The sequence below is a fragment of the Gordonibacter massiliensis (ex Traore et al. 2017) genome, from assembly GCF_019731765.1.
Taxonomy (GTDB): Bacteria; Actinomycetota; Coriobacteriia; order Coriobacteriales; family Eggerthellaceae; genus Gordonibacter; species Gordonibacter massiliensis.
Map to the genome: position 1 here is coordinate 55,312 of NZ_JAASIO010000003.1, position 19,518 is coordinate 74,829.

Here is a 19,518-nt window from a genome sequence, read left to right on the forward strand (position 1 = left end):
AGACGTAACACGCAAAAAAGCGGGGGCACCCGTCGCCCCCGCTCGTTCGTCTTTTGAACAGCGGCTAAGCCTCTGACCGCTCGGCAATCTCCTCTACTTTCGCAGCATGCGCTTTCTTCACTCGGGGAAAGATGAAGAACGACAGGACAAAACAAATAGCGGTCGCGGGGATGCAAAGCCCCCATCCAGCAGCCTGCCAGCCGAACGCCTCGTAGCAGTACCCAAACAAAGGCGAGGCTACCGAAGTGCCGAGGTTTTGGCAAAACTGCAAAACCGCCATGGACATGGTGGCCCCAACGGCGCTTCCACCCACCACAATAGGAGCAAGCGGACGACAGGTGCCAGCGCAGAACCCGCCGGAAACACCAGAAAGGATGACGAATATCCACATGAATAGGATGGCCTGCGGCCCCGTGTTGAACATAAAGAGGATATCCACCAGCAAAATGACCATAGTGATGCTGACCAGAACATACTTTCGGTTGATCGGAAGTTTATCCGACAATCCGCCGGAAAGTGGGGCGCAAAGGATGGGAGGAATCATGATGATGCCAGCCATCATGGACGCGAACTGCGGGGATAGCCCCAACTCCGTCTCGAGGAACGTATTGTAGAACGTGCTAACAATGCCGATGGCTACCGCGTTGAACAAAAAGAAAATCGCCCCGAGCACCCACAGGCGCTTATTCTTCAAGAACACAACGCATTCTCGGAGCGTACCGGAAATGCCAGCCTCGGCATCGGCTCCCTTTGGCATGGTGAACACAAGCGCGAACAGCGCGAACATAACAGCGCAGGCAGCAGCCATTATCCAAAACACCGATTGGAAGCCCCATGAGGCGGCCATGATCGGCGCGCAGTTGAACGCCAAGATCATGCCAAGAGGAACCCACGTGGCCCATATGCCCAACGCCAATCCGCGGGTCTTCAAAGGAAACCATACCGACACGCACGTCGGGGCGGCAACGCCGATAAGACCGATGCCGACGCCTTCCACCATGCGGCTCGCCATCATCACGACAAGCGAGTCGGTGAAAGCCCCGATTGCCGATCCAGCGCCCAAGCATGCAATCGAAACGAGCATGGTGGCTTTGAGGCCGATGCGTCGCGCGATGAACGCTGCGGGAAACGCCAAAATGACGCCGATGATGGTGACGGCGCTCATGCAATATCCGAACAGCACTCCATCCATCTGGAAATAAGGGATGATCCACGAGGCAAGCGGAGGTATTTTGAACTGCAGCATGGGAGCCATGCAGCTTGCCAAGTAGGTGACGAGCAGAATAAGCCAAGCCTTTCTCGGAGTTTTCTCGACGGGAACGGTGGTTGCAGACGCTTCACTCATAGCAACTCCTTACCTGATCGCACGATTCCTATCGCACGAAACACGAAAACAAAGGGAGGAGGGGTTTGAAGGCAACTATGCAGGAAGACGGAGGGCTCGTCGGTAGCGGATACGGGCCCTCCGGCAGCCGAGGTTATCGCTCTACGATGCCGACGATGATCTGTTTTTCCCGGAACATCCGCTTGGCAAGGTCTTTGACTTCGCCGTATTCGAGACATTGGGCTTGGCACATCTGCACGCAGGCAGGCTGCTTGCCCTTCGCTACGCGGTCGGCGCAACGATTGCACCATTTCGTGAATTGGGGAACGAAATCGTATTGCCACTCATCATTCCCGATTTGATAGGGCCCCACCTGCGTTATCTGGACGCCGAACGCGGTTTCATCGTATCCGCGCTCCTGCTGGCAGGCCAGCACGCACGCCTGGCAACCCGTGCAGAAGTCAACGTCGATCAGCAATCCCTCATACGCCATGTTGATCCCTCCTTAATCCTCGTCCTTGTATATTTTGCAAATCATGCACTTGTAATTAGCGCCAAACCCGGACACGCCGGTGTCGAATGGCACTAGATTGTTGCAGTTCGATTCGAACACACCGAATAGACCGTCTTCCTCTTCCCCTTTGCGCTCGGGGAACCACCAGGCATGCTCGGCCTGCAGCACTCGAGGGTCGTACGTCGCATTGAAAGACGTCTTGTACTTGCACTTGCCGTGCATGTTCTCGATCCATATCCACTCCCCTTCCTCGATGCCATAGGCGGCAGCCGTTTGCGGATGAATATAGACAAGAGGGTCGGGATGCAGGCGGCGAAGCTTCTTTATCTGGCGGTGCTCCGAATGGAAAAAGCCGGGTACGCGTGCTCCGGTGGTGAGCACCAGCGGATATTCCTTCGCTTCTTCAGGCATGGAATAGGGGCTCATGGTGGGCTCGACGTAGCTTGGCAGCGGATCCAAGCCACAGCCTACTTGGTGGAAGATCGTCGAATACAGCTCGGCACGACCGGTCGGAGTATTGAAACCCACCTGGCCATCGGGCCTGAGAAGGCCTTTCTCGTATTTGCGATATTCGAACTTGGGATACTTCCAGCTGCTGTCGCGCAGATCCTTCCATGTGAAACCACCGTCCTTGAGGATATCGTCGTTCATTTCCTCAAGATCGTCCCACGGCCACCCAGCCTCGGTCTGCTGGATTCGTTTTCCCAGTTCAAGGAACATCTGGTTGTCGGACTTCGTTTCGCCGAGCGGATCGATGGCGGGGTTTATGCAGCCTAGGTAGTACGGCTGCATGCCGCCGAAACCCATGCGCTCGGCCCATGTGCACACTGGCAGAACCACGTCGGCCAGCGCCATCATCGTCGGCGTCATAAACAGGTCGGCCACCACGATGAAGTCGAGCTTCTTGTACCACTCGAGCTGTTTCTGCGTCTGGTTGCCCATGCAAGCTAAGAAGTTGCTGGTAGCCAAATACACGGCATGCACCTCGTAAGGGTCGCCATGGTCGAGCGCCTTCATGCAGGTGCCGGGAGCCGGGTTCAAAAAACCAGCACTGTACATGGGATACTCGTGCACGCCGAGTCGGTGGTCCTTCTGCTCCTCCGTCAGAAGTTCATGATAGCCCCAGCCAGCCGTCCAATTACTAGCCTCGATACCCCAGCACGACTGTCCGATAACGTTGCCGCCTGGCACATCGAGGTTGCCGGTAATAGTCCATAGACTGGTGATGGTATGCGCCGCTTGCTGACCGCCCGTCTGCTGGTCAAGCGCGACGCCCCAATGGATGGCCGCAGGTTTCGCAGCAGCATATTCGCGCGCCAGACGCTTGATCTGGTCGAGTGGCACCCATGAGCGCTCGGCAAGCTCATCGTAATCGTATTCGGCACAACGCTGCTTCACCTCATCGAGGCCGTAAACCCACTTGTCGCAGAAATCGTGATCGTACAGGTCTTCGTCGAGAATGGTCTTGAGCATGGCCATGGCCAGCGCCCCATCTCCGCCCGGGCGCACGCGCAGCCAGTTTTTACCAGCTCGTGCGGCCAGCCACGTGAGTTGCGGGTCGATGACGGCTATCTTGCTCCCACGTTTCATGAGATCGGTGATCCAATGACCAAAAAAGCCATCAGGGTTTGCCCACAACGGATTGCAGCCCCAGATGATAATGAGCGCGGGAACGACATATTCAGGATCGTCGTAGCGCTTCGGCAAGAATTGTGAGCAGTCGGCTACCGACGCATTCCCCAACAGAATGGCCATCGACGATATGCGCGGCAGGTAGCACGAGTTGCCTGAAAAGTACGGTACTCCCTCGTTCGGGCAACCCATAGAGAATGCAAGACGGCTCATCTGCTGAATGTCACGACCGGTACCCTGTCCGAATATGATGGACCAAGGGCCGTACTCATCCGAAATGCGCTTGAACTCGCGTTCGATGATCTCGTACGCCTCGTCCCAGCTGATCTGCTCGAAAGCTTCTTTCCCGCGATCCTCGCGAGCACGCTTCATAGGATGCATGAGACGATCCTCGTGGTACACGACGTCCGTCATGGCAAGGCACCTGCTGCACAGGCGCCCCTGATTGTACGGATTCTCGGGGTCGCCCTCCACTTTCTCCAGCTTGCCGTCTTTGACGTACATGAGCACACCGCAGTTGTTGTGACAGCCAGGAGCCGTTCGCGCGTTGCCCCGGATAACGGTGTAGCCGTCCTCTTCCCATGTCCACGGACGCGGGTCGCTACCGACCGCAGGCGCAGCGCTGCTGGTACCGCCGCCAGTTCCAACAGTTTCCTTCATTTCGCCCATCTTCGTCTCCTCTCCCGTTGCTCTTCACGCAAAGGCATATGCCTTCTGCCTGAGGCGAAGGATAGAGACATGCATCGAAAAGCCCTCAGGTCACTGAGAGTATGAAATGGGTTTTATCCAGATTGTATTATTCTAAATTAAACCTAATACAGTACGGGTTATGCACGCTTCATGCCGGCGCGGCGTCCGGCGGCTTTGGCGTCGTGGGTGCGCTTGCAGTCGGGGCAGATGCCGGTGAGGGCGAGGGCACGGGCGGCGTCGGCGTTGCCTTCCTCCTGCTCGAGCAGGGAGCTGGCGTACTCCACCTCTTTGTTCGTGGCGTAGTAGCGGCCGCACGAGGCGCACTCGCGCAAGGCGAACAGGCAACGCTTCGGGGGCTCGGGGTCGTCGGCAAACGCGGCCGGGCGGCAGGCACTGTCGGCCACCAGGCCCATGGCCCCCGTGGGGCACACGGCAGCGCACCGACCGCACCATGTGCAGTCGGTGAGGTCGAGCGTCCACACGAGCATGCCCTCGTCCTCGTCCACGAAAATGCGGATGGCACTCGTGTCGCAGGCCACCGCGCAAGCGGCACAGGCGATGCAGCGGCCGAAGTCGTGATGCGGCTTGCCTTGCGGGACGGCGGGCGCCCCGATGCCGTTTCCGCCCGCCGCGCCATGCGGACGGACGGCGCGGGACGCACCCTGCGAGATGGGGTTCGGCACGCGCGGCTTCAGCGGGCTCATGGGAGCACCTCCGTCTTGTCGCGGGGCGCGCAAGCCTCGCCGCAGGCCGCTTCCCCTTGCGCATCGTCGCGGGGCGCATCTTCGCGATCGCGGACCACGCCCGTTCCAAGAGCGGCCTCGGCCGCCAGCAGCTCGCGCAGCTCGGTCGCGCCCTGCATGGCAATGCTCGTCTTCTCGATGGCGTCGATGCGGCGCTCGCGCGCCAGATGGCCGAGCGCGCCTTCGTCCATCAGCGACAACGCCTTCGTGGGGCAGGCGGCGATGCAGCGAGGGCCGTCGGGTGCCTTCGCGCACAGGTCGCACACCACCACGCTCGTGTACGCGCCCGTCTCCTTCTGGCGCAGCAGGCCCGCGGAGCGCGCCGACGACGCGCGGCTGTACGGCGCGGCCTTCACGTGCGCCGTCGAAGGAGCCGAAGGGTACACGGCGCCGAACGGGCAGACGAGCGCACACAAGAGACAGCCCGTGCAGCGGGCCTCGTCCACTTGCAAGCGGTCGCCCTCTTGGGAGATGGCGCCTTCCGGACACACTGACAGACACGGGGCGCCCTCGCATTGGTGGCAGGTGACCGCGGCCGACACGTCTCGCGTCTTCACGAGCGAGATGCGCGACGCCGGGCGCAGCGCGCGCTTGCGGTGCGCTTCGCTGCACGTCACCCGACACGCGCCGCAGCCGATACAGCGCGACGGGTCGGACACGACGAAGCGGTTCATACGAGCGTCTCCTCTTCGCCGTCCGCGTAGAGCGCGCGGCCCGCGACTTCGGCCTCATGCGGGGCGAACGCGGCGGGCGGAGAGGCGGGGTTGGCGGGATCCGAGGAGTTGTTCGCTGTCGCCGCACGGGATCCTTCGACTACGGCGGCTGCGCCGCCTTCGCTCAGGATGACAGAAGGGCTGTCGGCCGCGCCACCCTTGCTCGGGATGGCGGCAGGCACCGCACCGGCCGCATCAACTTCGCTCGGGGTGGCAAGGGGGTGATCGGCCGCGCCCGCTGTTGATTCCAGCGCCTCGGGCTCGGGCGGGTTCTGGCAGTCGGCTTCAGCGGCTAGGCGGGACTTGAGCTCGGCGTATGCTTCCGCAATGCGCTCCTCGGCTCCGCGTTGGTCGGCGATGGCCTCCACCTGGCAGGCGCTGTACTTGTCCTCGGGGGTGCCCGACTCGCCGTCCACCGCGTGCAGCGTGAGCTCGTTGCACTTGCCCACCCACCATTGGTAGGTCATGTACACGGCGCCGTCGTTGATGCGCTCGTCGATGGCCGCGCGCGCGACGATCTTCCCGCGGCGCGACGTCACCTGCACCAGCTCCTCCTCCTCGATGCCGCGCGCCTCGGCGTCGGCCGGGCTCATGCTCACGTAGCCGGGCTCGTCGGCCAGCGCGGCCAGCGCCTTGCAATTGCCAGTCATCGAGCGGCAGGAGTAGTGCCCCACCTCGCGCACCGTGCACAGCACGAGCGGGTAGCGCTCGTCGGGCTCCTCGGTGGGCGGGCGCCAGTGCGCCGCCTGCAGATGCCCCTTGACGTCGGGCGTGGTGAACGCGCCGCCGGCGTACAGCTCGGGCGTGCCGTGGTTGTCGGGATCGTCCCCCGCCTCGGCGTAGATGGGCCACTGGGCGAAGCCGAGCCCCGCCATCTTCTCATAGGTGGCGCCGGCGAACTGCGGGCAAAGCGAGCGCACCTCGTCCCATATCTCGCGCGTGCTCTCATAGCGCACCGGATAGCCCATGCGCGTGGACAGGTCGGCGAATATCTCCCAGTCGTGGCGGCACTCGCCCTTCGGCGGCAGCGCGGCGGTGGTGAGCTGGAACGAGCGGTCGGACGCGGTGTACACGGCGTCGTGCTCGCCCCACGACGTGGCGGGCAGCACGACGTCGGCCAGCGCGGTGGTCTGCGTCATGAAGATGTCCTGGCTGATGAGCAGGTCGAGCCCTTCCAGCGTTTTCCGCATCTGCGCCGTGTCCGGCTCGGTTTGCAGCGGGTCCTCGCCGAAGTTGTAGAACGCGCGGATCTTCCCCTCGGCCACGCCGTGCGGCAGGTCGGTGAGCTTCCAGCCCTCCTCGAGCGACAGGCGCTCCTCGGGAACGCCCCACGCGGCGGCGAACTTCGCGCGCACGGCCGGGTCGTCCACGCGCTGGTAGCCGGGGTAGAGGCTCGGCCACATGCCCATGTCGCACGAGCCCTGCACGTTGTTCTGCCCGCGCACGGGAGCGAGGCCGCTGTTCGGGCGGCCGATGTGTCCCGTGATGAGCGCGAGCGCCGCGATGGCGCGCACGGTCTGCACGCCCTGCGCTTGCTGGGTCACGCCCATGCCCCAGCCCACCACGGCCGAGGGGGCCTTGGCATAGCGGCGGGCGGCATGGCGAATGAGCTCGGGCGCGAGGCCCGTGACGTCGGCCACGTCCTCGGGCGCGTACTCCTGCACCACTTCCCACCACGCGTCGAAGCCCTCGGTGCAGTTGTCGATGAAGTCCCAATCGGCCAGGTCCTCGTCGATGATGGTGTAGGCCAGCGCGTTCACGAGCGCCAGGTTCGAGCCGTTCTCCAGCGGCAGGTAGAGGTCGGCGATGCGGGCGGACTCGATGACGCGCGGGTCGCACACGATGAGGTCGGCGCCGCGCTCCTTCGCCTTCACGATGCGGCGCGCCACGATGGGGTGGCTGGCCGCCGGGTTGTAGCCGATGAGCAGGATGCAGTCCGTGCGCTCCAGCACGGGGATGCTCACGCTCATGGCGCCCGACCCCACGCACTCCATGAGGCCGATGACGCTGGCCGCGTGGCAGGTGCGCGCGCAGTTGTCGATGTTGTTCGTGCCCAGGCACGCGCGCGTGAACTTCTGCATGACGAAGTTCGCCTCGTTGCCGGCGCCGCGCGAAGAGCCGGTGAGCATGACGGCCTCCGGCCCGCTCTCCTCGATGATGGCGCGCAGGCGGGAGGCGGTGAAGTCGAGCGCCTCGTCCCAACTCACGCGCTCGAGCGGCGCGCCCTTCTGGCGGCGGATCATGGGGTGGTAGATGCGCGGGGTGAGGATGCGCGTGTCGTTGATGAAGTCGTAGCCGTAGAGGCCCTTCAGGCACAGCTCGCCCTCGTTCGTGACGCCGTCCAAGCCCTCCGCCTCGATGACCAGGCCGTTTTCCACCACCAGGTTCATTTTGCAGCCGGCGCCGCAGTACGGGCACACCGCCATATGCTTCTCCATGAGGCTACTCCCCCTCGTCTAGGTCTGCGTTGAGCTCGATGGTGCTGTAGGCCGCCGCGGCGCGAGCGGCGGCTTTCCGCTTGGCCTGCTTGCCGCGCTCCAGCATCTGCGGATCAATGAGGCGCAGGGCCTTCGTGGGGCAGGCGGCCACGCATGCCGGGCCGTCCGCGTGGTCGACGCACAGATCGCACTTGACGACCGTCGACAGCTTGCGGCGCCGCTTCTTCGCCTTCGCGCGGTCGCGCGCGCTGGGTTTGGGAGCTTTGGCCTCCTCTGCGGCGCATGTGGCGGGCACCTGTTCTGACGCGGCTTCCGGCTCGGGGGGCGCGGGGCGGGTGACGATGTCCACCGCGCCGTAGGGGCAGGCCAACACGCAGTTGCGGCAGCCGATGCACTTGTCCGGGTGCACGCCCACGTGCTCGTCGTCGGTGTAGAGGCACCCGGTGGGGCATGCGTCGGCGCACGGGGCCTCGGCGCAGTGGTGGCAGCCCACCGGTGCGGATATCGTGCGCGTGGTGACGAGCGTGAGGCGCGGAACGGGCACGTCGTTCGGCACGTCGTGGCGCATGAGGCATGCGGCCATGCAGGTTTTGCAGCCGATGCACGTGCCGGGATCAGCGATGACAAGCTTGCGGCTGGTGGGATAGGCTCCGCGCACGCTAGCGCCCTTCCCCGTCGCGCGCCGCGAGCGCGCGCTCGGCGGCCGCCACGGTATGGGCCATGGTCATGGACGTGGTGACGGTGCCGATGCCGCCCGGCACGGGCGTGATGGCACCCACGATGGGCTCCACCTGGTCGAAGTCCACGTCGCCGCACAGGTTGCCGTGCGTGTCGAAGTTGATGCCCACATCGAGCACCGTCTGGCCGGGCGAGAAGAAGTCGGCGCCGAACGCGCGGGCGCGCCCGGTGGCGCAGATGACGACGTCGGCCGCGCGGCAGATGCCCGCAAGGTCGTTCGAGCGCGAATGGCAGATGGTGACGCTGGCGTTGCGGCGCAGCAGCATCATGGACACCGGCTTGCCCACCACCAGGCTGCGCCCCACCACCACCACGCGCCTGCCCTCGAGCGGCACGCCGTAGTGCTCGAGCATCTCGATGCACGCGGCGGCCGTGGACGGTGGGAAGCCCGCGTGCCCGTCGGTGAACACAGCCGCGAGCGACGCGAGCGTGATGCCGTCGATGTCCTTGCGCGGATCGAGCACTTCGCAGGCGCGCGCGTCGTCGATGAACGCCGGCAGCGGACGGAACAGCAGGCAACCGTGGACGGAGGGATCGTGGTTCACCTCGTGCAACGCCGCTTCGAGCGCCTCTTGCGGGGCGAATTCTTCGAGCACGACCGACCGCACGGCAATGCCGAGCGACTCGGCGCGCTTCTTCGCCGTGCGCTCGTAGGACAAGTCGTCGGGGCGTTCGCCCATACGCACGATGGCAAGCGTGGGCACGACGTCGGCGCGTCCGAGCGCCTCGATGCGCGGAGCGAGGTCGGCGGCGATGCGCTCGACCACGAGCTTTCCCCTCAATTGTTCAGCCATATGCGCCTTTCCCGCCATGGAGGCGTATCGGAAGCCCTCTTGCGACGCTTTCGGCGGGCACGAGGCTCCGTCCTTGTCGGCAACCTGCGAAAACGCTGCCTGTCGAGCGGCAAGGGCAGAGCCCTTGCCCTACTATTCAATCAGTACCGTCACGCTCTTCCGGAGCTTTTCGATGCAATCTCAGGTGCTTGCCTCAGGTGCTTGCGAAAGGACGATTTTACCCTATGTGCGCCATGACGTACTCGAGCGTTTCGTCGGCGCGGGAATTACCCCGCTCGACGAGCTCGTCTGCCTCGTCGCGGAACCGCGCAGCCAGGTTCTCGTCCTCGAGCGACGCCACGTTGATGTACACGTTGAGGCTGGCCGCCACGATGGCCGAGCACGCCAGCGTCGCCGCCGCCCCCGCATCGGACACCGCGAGCCTGCTGCCGTTGCGCGCGAGGAAATCGGCCTGTTCGAGCACATCGGCGCAGGCGCGCATGATGGCGAGCGGCGCCTCGCACGCTCCGCCGAGCGCCGCCTGCACGGCCGCCTGCTTGGCGGCGAGCTCTTCCGGCGTGTCCTTCGGCATGCGGTAGGCCGCCGCCAAGGGCTCGAACGCGCGCGCGTCCTCGTTTATGAGGTCGAGCAGACGCCCTCGCAGCTCGGCGAGCGCCGCCAGCGCGTCCTGCACCTCGCCCTCGACCGCCGCGTAGGTTTTCTTCCCCACCGTGAGGTTCCCCACCATGGAGGCGAGCGCCGAGGCCAGCGCCCCCGCGTAAGCCGCCGCCCCGCCGCCGCCCGGCGTGGGCGCGGCGCTGGCCAGCTCGTCGATGAAAGTCGTATCCATCACGGTTCCTCTCTGCGCGGTTCGATCGAGTCATCGCCTGCCATGATACGACACCGCCGCAGCAAGCGCCAAGCGACCCGCGAAACGCGCACGAACTTAATGCCCTTGAAAACAGGGTTGAGCACCCCCCCCCCGGGGCACATATTACCCATTCCGGCGCAGTCGGAAAACCACTGCGCAATGCGGTTTCGCGCGGCACGAGTCTCGCTTCTGAGGAGCGACGAAAGGGAGCTCCCCTTCTCGCATCGCCTTGGCAACGTCTCCTATTTCAGACAAAAAGGGCGGTGATGTTCGTCATTGCGAACATCACCGCCCTTGGAACGGCCGACCCACTCCGGCGGCCGGCAGACCGACGGAGCTTAGAACAACCCTGAGATCTTCCCCGTCTCGTCGACGTCGATCTTGAAGGCGGCGGGGGTCTTGCCCAGGCCCGGCATGGTCATGATCGAACCGGTGAGCGCCACCACGAAGCCGGCACCGGCGGACACCTTCACCTGGCGCACCGTCACCGTGAAGCCGCGCGGCGCGCCCAGCTTCGACGCGTCGTCGCTGAACGAGTACTGGGTCTTGGCCATGCACACGGGCATGCCGCCGAAGCCGAGCGACTCGAGCTGCGCGAGTTCCTTCTTCGCAGCCGGTTCGAACACGACGCCGTCGGCGTGGTAGATGCGCTTGGCTATTGTCCCGATCTTCTCGGCCAGCGAGAGGTCGTCGTCGTAGGAGAACTCGAACGTGCTCGCGTTGCGGCCCTCGGCGTCGCCCTCGTCGCACAGGCGCACCACCTCGGTTGCCAGCGCCTGGCCGCCCTCGCCGCCCTTCGCCCACACCTCGGACAGGGCCACGTTCACACCCAGCTCGCGGCACTTGTCCTCCACCAGCTTGAGCTCCGCCGGCGTGTCCGTGGGGAACGCGTTGATGGCCACCACGCACGGCAGATGATACACCTGCGTGATGTTCTCCACGTGCTGCAGCAGGTTCGGCAGGCCCGCTTCCAGCGCCTCCAGGTTCTCCTCGTTGAGGTCGGCCTTCGCCACGCCGCCGTGGTTCTTGAGCGCGCGCACCGTGGCCACCACGACCACCGCGTCGGGCTTCAGGCCGGCCAGACGGCACTTGATGTCGAGGAACTTCTCCGCGCCCAGGTCGGCGCCGAATCCGGCCTCCGTCACGCAGTAGTCGCCCAGCGCCATGGCCATGCGCGTGGCCATGATGGAGTTGCAGCCGTGCGCAATGTTGGCGAAGGGGCCGCCATGCACGAACGCCGGCGTGCCCTCGAGCGTCTGCACAAGGTTCGGCTTGAGCGCGTCTTTGAGCAGCGCCGTCATGGCGCCTTCGGCGTGCAGGTCGTGCGCCGTGACCGGCTTGTCGTCGTAGGTGTAGCCCACCACGATGCGGCCGAGGCGCTCCTTGAGGTCGGTGATGGAGGTGGCCAGGCAGAAGATGGCCATGACCTCGGAAGCCACCGTGATGTCGAAACCGTCTTCGCGCGGCACGCCGTGGGCCTTGCCGCCCAGGCCATCCACGATGTTGCGCAGCTGGCGGTCGTTCATGTCCACCACGCGCTTCCACGTGATCTTGCGCACGTCGATGCCCAGCTCGTTGCCGTTGTGGATGTGCGCGTCCAGCAGCGCCGCCAGCAGGTTGTTGGCCGCACCGATGGCGTGGAAGTCGCCCGTGAAGTGCAGGTTGATGTCCTCCATGGGGATGACCTGGGCGTACCCTCCGCCGGCCGCGCCGCCTTTGATGCCGAACACGGGGCCGAGCGACGGCTCGCGCAGCGCCACCACCACGTTCTTGCCCTGCTTCGCCAGCGCGTCGGCCAAGCCCACCGTCGTGGTGGTCTTGCCCTCGCCGGCCGGCGTGGGGTTGATGGCCGTGACCAGGATGAGCTTGCCGGGCGTGTGCTCCACGTCCTTGAGCAAGTTGTAGTCCACCTTCGCCTTGTTGGTGCCGTACATCTCCAGATACGATTCCGGCACGCCCGCCTTCTCGGCGATGGCGCTGATAGGCTGCGGTTCGACCGCCTGGGCAATTTCGATGTCGCTCAACACGTCGGGCCCTCCCGTTCGTCGGCTTCCGAAAGGGGGAAAGCCGCCGCCCGCCCCCTTCTCACGTCTGCTTGCATTCTACTGGTTTTGCCCGCCGCGACCACCCTTTTTCCCGCAAGGGCCATCAAATGCCAGCAATCGGGAGAGACGCTTCCGGTTTCCGCTGGTATTTGTGGCTGATGGGTGATTTCTGCTAAAAAATGACGTTTGTGAACGATCTTTATTGAGAATAATAAAAACGGCATTGGCTTCATCAGGCATTTTATAAAATTACCATATTAGTAATATTTAAAATGCGCCGATAATTCGTTCACAAACGACATTTTTTAGCAGAAAACAGCCCTACTAAACCACTGTTGACATTCCCAAGCCAGCGCATCGTCATCCTGAGCGAGCGGAGCGTTCGGCAGCCCAGTGGACTGTTGCATGCTCAGGATGACAACCCGGTCGGGCGCATGTCAATGCTGGTTCAACATAGAACAGCCCTCGTTTCCCCAATGGCCTTACGCCGCTCCGTCGTTCTGCGCCTCGTGGATCAGCCGCAGGCCCTCGAGGGTCAGCTCGGGATTGATGGCGGTGATGGTGCCGGACAGCTCGGCCACGCGCGGGGCCAGCCCTCCCGTGGCCACCACGGGAGCCTCGTAGCCCAGCTGGGCGAAGATGCGCCGAACCAAGCCGTCCACCCGGTCGGCCTCGCCGTATACGATACCGGCCTGTATGGCCTCCTCGGTGCTGCGGCCGATAGCCGTGTGCGGGTCCACCAGGTCGATGGCGGCCAGGCGCGTGGCGCGCGAGAACAGGGCTGCGGCGCTCGTGTCCACGCCCGGCGCGATAACGCCGCCGATGAACCGCCCCTCTCGGTCGATGACCTCGATGTTCGTGGCCGTGCCGAAGTCCACCACCACCACGGGGGCGCCGTAGAGCTCTCGAGCGGCCACGGCATCGGCCACGCGGTCGGCACCGATCTCGGCAGGGTTGGCGTACGTCGTGGGGAACAGGGCACCGGCGGACGCGGCCGTGCATACGAGCACGTCGGCGCCCAGCATGCGGCCCAACGCGGCGCGCCAGGCCTGCGTGAGCTGAGGCACCACCGAGGCGAGCGCCGCGCCGTGCACCTCGGCGGGCTGGATTCCCTCGGAAACGAGAAGCGGAAGGACCTTCGCGCGCAATTCGTCAGATGTGTGGTTTTTGTTGGTAGCCACGCGCCACATGTGAACGAGTACCGAGCCGTTATACACACCAACCACGGTTTGGGTGTTCCCCACGTCGATAGCAAGTAACATGTTTTTGACAAACCCCCTCGAATGCAGGCGAAACGGATGCAAACGGATATAGTTTCGATTGATTATTATACCAAGCGGGCATCTAACCGCCTCTATCTGACTACGCACTCGTAGAAAGGTATCACATGAACGATACACCGAACCGCATTCTCGTCGTCGATGACGAACCTTCCATCACGGAATTCGTGAGCTACGCCTTGAAGAAGGAAGGATTCTACACCGACGTGGTCGACAACGGCGAAGAAGCCCTGGCCTTGGCGACGAAGAACTCCTACGACCTGTTCGTGCTCGACATCATGCTGCCCGGCATGGACGGTTACGAGCTGTGCCGCAGGTTGCGCTCGAAGACCACCGTGCCCGTGCTGTTCCTGTCGGCGCGCGACACCGAGCTGGACAAGGTCGTCGGTCTGGAGATAGGTGGCGACGATTACCTGGCGAAGCCCTTCGGCGTGCGCGAGCTCATCGCGCGCGTCCGCGCGTTGCTGCGCCGCGGTTCCGGCGGCGACTTCCCCGGCGCGAGCCACGCCATCACGGCGAGCGGCATCACGCTCGACGAAGACGCCCACACGGCGTCGGGCGAGCACGGCGAGATCGACCTCACGCCGCGCGAGTTCGAGCTGCTCGCCAGCCTTATGAAGAACGCCGGCAAAGTGGTTTCGCGCGAGGACTTGCTGCGCGACGCATGGGGCTGGGAATACTTGACGGAAACCAAAACCGTCGACACCCACATCAAACGCCTCCGTGATAAGATTGAGGGTGCCGGGTACGATCCCGGTCTGGTGGAGACGGTTCGCGGATACGGATACAGGTTCAAGCAATAAAAAGACTGCAAACATACTTCTCTTTGCTGGCAACGCTGCTCATGCTGCTCGCCGGCGCCTTCATCGTGTTCATTTGCTGCATCGCCCTCGGCACCACGCCGAGGGCGTTTCTGCTTCTGATTCCCGCAGGCATGATCACGTTCGTGCTCAGCTTGGTCATCGGGCACTTCCTTGCCGAACCGCTCAACGTGCTGGTCAAGAAAACCCAGGCCGTGCGCTCGGGCATCGACGTGTCGATCGCCCCTGACGGACGCTTGCACGAGGCGGACGAACTGGCCCTCACCATCAACCTGCTCGTGGAGAAGACAAGGTCCCAGCAGATAGACCTGGCACTCAAAGAGCATCGCCAGTCGGCCTTCGTAAGCGACGTGGCCCACGAGCTGCGCACGCCCCTCACCGCCATCCGCGGCAACGCCGAGATGCTCCTCGATCCCGACATGCCGCCCGAGCTGCACGACAAGTTCTGCTCCATCATCGTGGTGGAGACCGAGCGGCTGAGCCGTTTGACGAACGACCTGCTGGCGCTGCAGCGCATCGAGGACGACGACACCCCCTTCGAGCTGTCGCGCGTGAACCTGAACGCCCTGGCCCACAGCGTGCTCGACGCGCTGGAGCCCATCCTGCGCGACCGCGAGGCCAACACGAGGATCGTGGGCGAGGCGCCCGACGTGCTGGGCAATCCCGACCGCCTCAAGCAGGCGGTGACGAACCTCGTGGAGAACGCGAGCCGCTTCATCAGCCCAGGCGGCCACATCGTGATCGAGCTGTTCGGCCTGCGCGGCAACTCCATCCTGGCCGTGAAGGACGACGGCCCCGGCTTCGGCGACGTCGATCCCAAGCTGCTCTTCGACCGCTTCTACCGCACCGACGCCTCGCGCAGCCGCGGCACGGGCGGCACGGGGCTGGGGCTGGCCATCGTGAAGTCGATAGCCGAGGCGCACGACGGTACGGTGGAAGCCATCAACCTGCCCGACGGAGGAGCCTGCTTCATCGTGGCCATCCCGTCGATCCCGAGCAACACGGCGTAGCGGAAAGCGATATCGCGCATCGCCGAACGGCGGACCGTTCGTCTATAATGGAATCTCAATTCCGAAAAAACCAAAGAGGAAGACTCCACATGAAGGTTAAAAAAGCACACGTGCGAACCATGCTTCCTGTGGCCTCCGCGGGCCTTGCCTGCTTCTGGGCTTGGTTCTACTTTGCACTGTTGAGCCCATACCCGGCCGAGCATGCCGGCAAGGAGGCGTCGCTGTACCTGAAGCTGGCGTTTCTGGTGGGCATGGTGGCCGCCATGCTGCTGGTGTACGCGAAGCGCAACCTGTTCAACCGCACGGAACGCGACCCGCTGCCCGGAGCGGCCGCACTGCTCACGCTGCCGTTCGGTCTGTTCAATATCATGGCCCACTACCTGCCCGTGTCCACGACGGCGTTCGCGGTGGCATGGTTTCTAGCCGGTTGCGGGTTCTCGCTCATCTTCCTGCTATGGCCCAAGGTGTTCATGGTAGGTTGGCAGAAGGACGTGGGAGCATATCTGTCGGCCAGCGCCTTGGCGGGCGCCGTGCTCTACCTGTTCGCGTGCGAGCTGAGGCCGCCCTACGGCGACGTGGCGCTCGTGCTGCTACCGCTGGCGTCCCTCGCGGTGTTCCATTACGTGCGCACCCACATCGTGGGCAGCGAGCAGGAGCCCGAGGCCCCGCTCGAGCAAACGCGTTTGTTCCCGCTCACCGGGTTCACCGTGGCCGTGTTCGGCGCGTTGTTCGGCATCGCGCTGTACTTGCTGTGCGCGAACCTGGACGCCGTGAATCCGCTGGCCGTCGCAGCAGCCATCGCCTGCGGAGCGGGTCTGCATTTGGCATTGAGCGTGTTGGTGAAGCGGTACCTGACGTTTGGCACTGCCGAGAAGCTGTCGCTGCTGCTGTTGGTGGTGGGATTTCTCGGACTTGCGTTCCTCGGGCCGAACCTCATGCTGGCGTGCTGTTTGTTCATCGTGGGCGTGTACGTGTATCTGGATTTCTCGAACATGAGCGCGCTCGTGGGCTTTGCGAGCGGCCATCCCTCGCCGTTTTGGCGCATAGCGCGCGGCCAGCTGGTGCTTCCGGTTGGCATGATCGTGAGCTGGATCGCGTGCATGATCATCGAGCACACGAACCCGAACCTGTTCGCCTACGTCCCCTACCTGGCGCTCGGCCTACTGCTGGCCTTGGCGCTGTTGGCGGCCTTCGTGCCCTTCAAGGACAACACGTTCGCCGACAAGACCGTGAAGGGCGAGATCGTGGAGGGCGGCTACTTCAAGCAGCGCTGCAACCAGGCGGCGCAGACCTACAAGCTGTCCAACCGCGAGCAGGAGATCCTGTACTACCTGGCGAAGGGCCGCAACGCCCAGTTCATCGCCGACGAGCTGAACATCTCGGCGTACACGGCCAAAACGCACGTGTACCATATCTACCAGAAGATGGGCATCAACTCGCAGCAGGAGCTCATCAGCATCGTGGACTCCACGGAGATCGTGTACCAGTAGAACCTGCTCAGGCGGCCAGCGGCTCCAAGGTCACGGGCTCGTCGCCGTCGAGCGCGTCGCCCGGAAGCATGGCGGTTACGCCCTCCGAGGCCCTGATCTGGGTGGCGAGGCGCGCGGCGGCCTTGAGGCCCACGGCCTTCACGGCGTAGTCGCCCGGCTCGAGGGCGAAGGTTCGCGCTCCGGCATCCGTTCCCTCGCAGACAACCTCCACGCGTTCGTCGTACTTCGCGAGCACGGTTTTGAAGTCGCCCGCGGTGACGGCTTGGTCGTAGTCGATGGCAAGCTCTCCGCCACCTTCGGGGACGGAGAGGCGCAGCCAGGCCTTCGTTCCGGTGAACTCGCCAACGCTCATCTCGTCGGGAGGGTTGCCCGTCCACTGCACGGCGGTGTAGGTGTCCCCTCGCTGGGCGATGAGCTTGTCGTCGGGATAGGCTGCGGCCTGCGTCGAGTTGGCCAGACCCCCGCAACCTGCCAGGGCGAGGCACAAGGCGGCGATTACGGGGAGCGCGAGAAGTTTTTTCGTCATCGGGCATCTTCCTTCGGAGGGACGCGGCGTCGCAGGCGATTGTCCCACCTTTCTGGCGTGCTGTCCATGGCATGTGGCGGCGGAAACGCGCAGAAAGAGTCCGTCGCGCGCGAAGCTCGCGGCGCTCAGTATCCCACCGCGGCCACGAGCGGCGCGAGCACGGTGGCATGCAGCGCCATCATGGCGGCGGTGGGCAGCACGCCCGCCTTGAAGAAATCGACCATCTTCCAGTACCCGTGCCGGAACGACAGCATATTGTTGCTGTCCACGCCCATGAGGAACGTCGTGGACGCGTTCACCGCCACGATGACCGTGAACACGACGGGGCTCACGCCGAACGCCGCCGACATCGAAGCCAGCGGGATGAGGCAGATGGCGATGAACGCCGGCCCCACGGGAATGACCAGCCGCAGCAGCGGCAGCAGCGCCGCCGTGGCGCCCACGATGGCCGCGCCGCTCACGGCGAGCTTGCCCACCGTGGAGCCGAACAGCCAGCTGGCCGCCCCCTGCTCCTTCACGCCGCCCGACAGCGACTGCACGCAACCGATGAGCAGCACGATGTTCCACGACACCGACGCCGTGTACTCGCGCCACGTGAGCACGTCGAGTCCCGGCAGGAAGAACAGCACGAGGCACAGCACCGCGATGGCCGTGGCGTCCCACCCGGTCCAGTTGCTGGCGATCCACAGCGCGAACGTCACGCCCATGATGCCGAGCACCTTCCAATCGAGCGCCTCCAGCTTGCCCACCGCGCGCCCTTTTTCCTCGATGCGGGCCATGGTGGTCGCCGAGATGGGTTCCGGGCGGAACACGAGCGTCACCGACAGCCAGCACACCACCAGCAGCACGAGCGCGATGGGCATGCAGATGGCCGTCCAATCGAGAAACGAGATGGTGATGCCGGTATTGGCGGAAAGCACGTTCATGGCCATGATGTTCATGGCGCTTCCCGACGGGATGGACTGCCCGCCCACCACCGACGCGTAGGTGATGCCGATCATGAGCGCCCGCCCCAGGTTGGACTTGCCGGGCTCGCATCCCTCGATCTTCAGGATGCTCGACACCGCGATGCCGGAGAACAGAGCCGTGCACGGCAGGTCGGAGATGAAGAACGACAGCACGGCGGCCGACAGCATGAACGCAAACACCGTGGCCCGCGCGTTGCCTTTCGTCAGCCGCATGAGCGCGAACACGATCTTCGTGGGCAGCTTCGTCTTCAACAGCGCCGCCGTGATGCCGAACGACGCCAAGATGAAGAAGATGACGCTGCTGATGAACCCGCTCCACACGCCGCCGTTGAACTCCAGAACGCCGAACACCGGCATGAGCACCATCGTGACGAGGCCCGCTATGGCCACGGGCACCGGCTCGGTCACCCACAGGAAAATGCCCGCCACCATGAGCGCGAGCGACATCTTGCCCGCCTCGGTAAGCCCCTCGGGCGTCGGACCCAACCACGCCGCCGCGACCAGCACCACGGCCACCGCCACGCAAAGCGCCCGTTTGGCTAAAGACGCGCCGCCGCTTCCGCGTTCGGCACGGCCCTCGCTCCGATTGCCGCACCGTGCATCGTTGTTCCCTGCTGCGTTCATTGCGACCACCCCCTGCAAGCAATTTCGGTTGTTGAGGCGACGCCGAGCCATGTACGGCACGCAGCGTTCGCCGCCCCTCCCCGCTTGGGCGCCCACCATATCGTGAACGCCGCGAGCGCGAATCGGACAGGTGAAGCGAAAGCGCAGGAACGCCATACTACCGAGCGTATGACCCCGTTCGAAAGGGCCTTTCATACGGATTTTTCGATAGGAGCGCGCGCTTTTAGCAACGGGCACTCGATTCGCGTCCCCGCGTGCTGGCGGATAGTTGAACGCGAGCATTCGGCTAAGGCGCGCTGCTCGCGCACAGGGAATCGA

Annotated in this window: 16 protein-coding genes; 3 read left to right on the forward strand and 13 right to left on the reverse strand. The window is 64.2% G+C overall.

Features of this window, described 5'->3' with window-relative positions; all coding sequences use genetic code 11:
- Positions 1-64 precede the first annotated feature (64 nt).
- The 11 genes from HCH03_RS05430 to HCH03_RS05480 form a co-directional block, all read right to left on the reverse strand.
- A complete protein-coding gene (locus tag HCH03_RS05430) occupies positions 65-1,345 on the reverse strand; it encodes an MFS transporter (RefSeq protein WP_221688672.1) in 1,281 nt (426 codons plus the stop codon).
- A gap of 133 nt (positions 1,346-1,478) precedes the next feature.
- Positions 1,479-1,817: a 4Fe-4S dicluster domain-containing protein gene (locus tag HCH03_RS05435; RefSeq protein WP_221688673.1), complete on the reverse strand. Its 339-nt coding sequence runs from the start codon at positions 1,815-1,817 to the stop codon at positions 1,479-1,481.
- A 12-nt stretch (positions 1,818-1,829) separates the two neighbouring features.
- Complete coding sequence (locus HCH03_RS05440; RefSeq protein WP_246599712.1) at positions 1,830-4,139, reverse strand: molybdopterin-containing oxidoreductase family protein; 2,310 nt, start codon at positions 4,137-4,139, stop codon at positions 1,830-1,832.
- A gap of 158 nt (positions 4,140-4,297) precedes the next feature.
- Positions 4,298-4,864 carry a 4Fe-4S dicluster domain-containing protein gene (locus HCH03_RS05445; RefSeq protein WP_221688674.1) on the reverse strand — a complete coding sequence of 189 codons (567 nt, stop codon included), beginning with the start codon at positions 4,862-4,864 and terminating at the stop codon, positions 4,298-4,300.
- Positions 4,861-5,577: a 4Fe-4S dicluster domain-containing protein gene (locus HCH03_RS05450; RefSeq protein WP_221688675.1), complete on the reverse strand. Its 717-nt coding sequence runs from the start codon at positions 5,575-5,577 to the stop codon at positions 4,861-4,863. The genes HCH03_RS05445 and HCH03_RS05450 overlap by 4 nt, the downstream gene beginning before the upstream one ends.
- Positions 5,574-8,054 carry a formate dehydrogenase subunit alpha gene (gene fdhF / locus HCH03_RS05455; protein ID WP_221688676.1) on the reverse strand — a complete coding sequence of 827 codons (2,481 nt, stop codon included), beginning with the start codon at positions 8,052-8,054 and terminating at the stop codon, positions 5,574-5,576. Before fdhF ends, HCH03_RS05450 begins: the two co-directional genes overlap by 4 nt.
- A 4-nt stretch (positions 8,055-8,058) precedes the next feature.
- Entirely contained in the window at positions 8,059-8,712 is a 654-nt protein-coding gene (locus HCH03_RS05460; protein ID WP_221688677.1) for a 4Fe-4S dicluster domain-containing protein, read from the reverse strand.
- Position 8,713: 1 nt separating this feature from the next.
- Entirely contained in the window at positions 8,714-9,586 is an 873-nt protein-coding gene (locus HCH03_RS05465; protein WP_221688678.1) for a bifunctional 5,10-methylenetetrahydrofolate dehydrogenase/5,10-methenyltetrahydrofolate cyclohydrolase, read from the reverse strand.
- A 217-nt stretch (positions 9,587-9,803) separates the two neighbouring features.
- Entirely contained in the window at positions 9,804-10,415 is a 612-nt protein-coding gene (locus HCH03_RS05470; RefSeq protein WP_080143828.1) for a cyclodeaminase/cyclohydrolase family protein, read from the reverse strand.
- A gap of 359 nt (positions 10,416-10,774) precedes the next feature.
- On the reverse strand, positions 10,775-12,463 hold the full coding sequence (locus tag HCH03_RS05475; RefSeq protein WP_221688679.1) for a formate--tetrahydrofolate ligase: 1,689 nt from the start codon (positions 12,461-12,463) through the stop codon (positions 10,775-10,777).
- A 500-nt stretch (positions 12,464-12,963) separates the two neighbouring features.
- The gene (locus tag HCH03_RS05480; protein WP_221688680.1) at positions 12,964-13,743 is read right to left on the reverse strand and encodes a type III pantothenate kinase; all 780 of its coding nucleotides are present in this window, start codon (positions 13,741-13,743) and stop codon (positions 12,964-12,966) included.
- A 125-nt stretch (positions 13,744-13,868) separates the two neighbouring features.
- Here HCH03_RS05480 and HCH03_RS05485 point away from each other — a divergent pair, with 125 nt between their 5' ends.
- The 3 genes from HCH03_RS05485 to HCH03_RS05495 all read left to right on the forward strand — a co-directional run bounded on the left by HCH03_RS05485 (position 13,869) and on the right by HCH03_RS05495 (position 17,082).
- Complete coding sequence (locus tag HCH03_RS05485; RefSeq protein WP_080143833.1) at positions 13,869-14,564, forward strand: response regulator transcription factor; 696 nt, start codon at positions 13,869-13,871, stop codon at positions 14,562-14,564.
- A 110-nt stretch (positions 14,565-14,674) separates the two neighbouring features.
- The gene (locus HCH03_RS05490; RefSeq protein ID WP_185904705.1) at positions 14,675-15,592 is read left to right on the forward strand and encodes a sensor histidine kinase; all 918 of its coding nucleotides are present in this window, start codon (positions 14,675-14,677) and stop codon (positions 15,590-15,592) included.
- 89 nt (positions 15,593-15,681) lie between these two features.
- On the forward strand, positions 15,682-17,082 hold the full coding sequence (locus HCH03_RS05495; RefSeq protein ID WP_221688681.1) for a helix-turn-helix transcriptional regulator: 1,401 nt from the start codon (positions 15,682-15,684) through the stop codon (positions 17,080-17,082).
- Between the two features lie 7 nt (positions 17,083-17,089).
- Here HCH03_RS05495 and HCH03_RS05500 read toward each other — a convergent pair whose 3' ends face one another.
- Both HCH03_RS05500 and HCH03_RS05505 read right to left on the reverse strand, forming a co-directional pair.
- A complete protein-coding gene (locus HCH03_RS05500; RefSeq protein ID WP_221688682.1) occupies positions 17,090-17,608 on the reverse strand; it encodes a hypothetical protein in 519 nt (172 codons plus the stop codon).
- A gap of 125 nt (positions 17,609-17,733) precedes the next feature.
- Positions 17,734-19,200 (reverse strand): SLC13 family permease, encoded by a 1,467-nt coding sequence (locus tag HCH03_RS05505; RefSeq protein ID WP_221688683.1) that lies wholly within the window; start codon positions 19,198-19,200, stop codon positions 17,734-17,736.
- Positions 19,201-19,518: the final 318 nt, after the last annotated feature.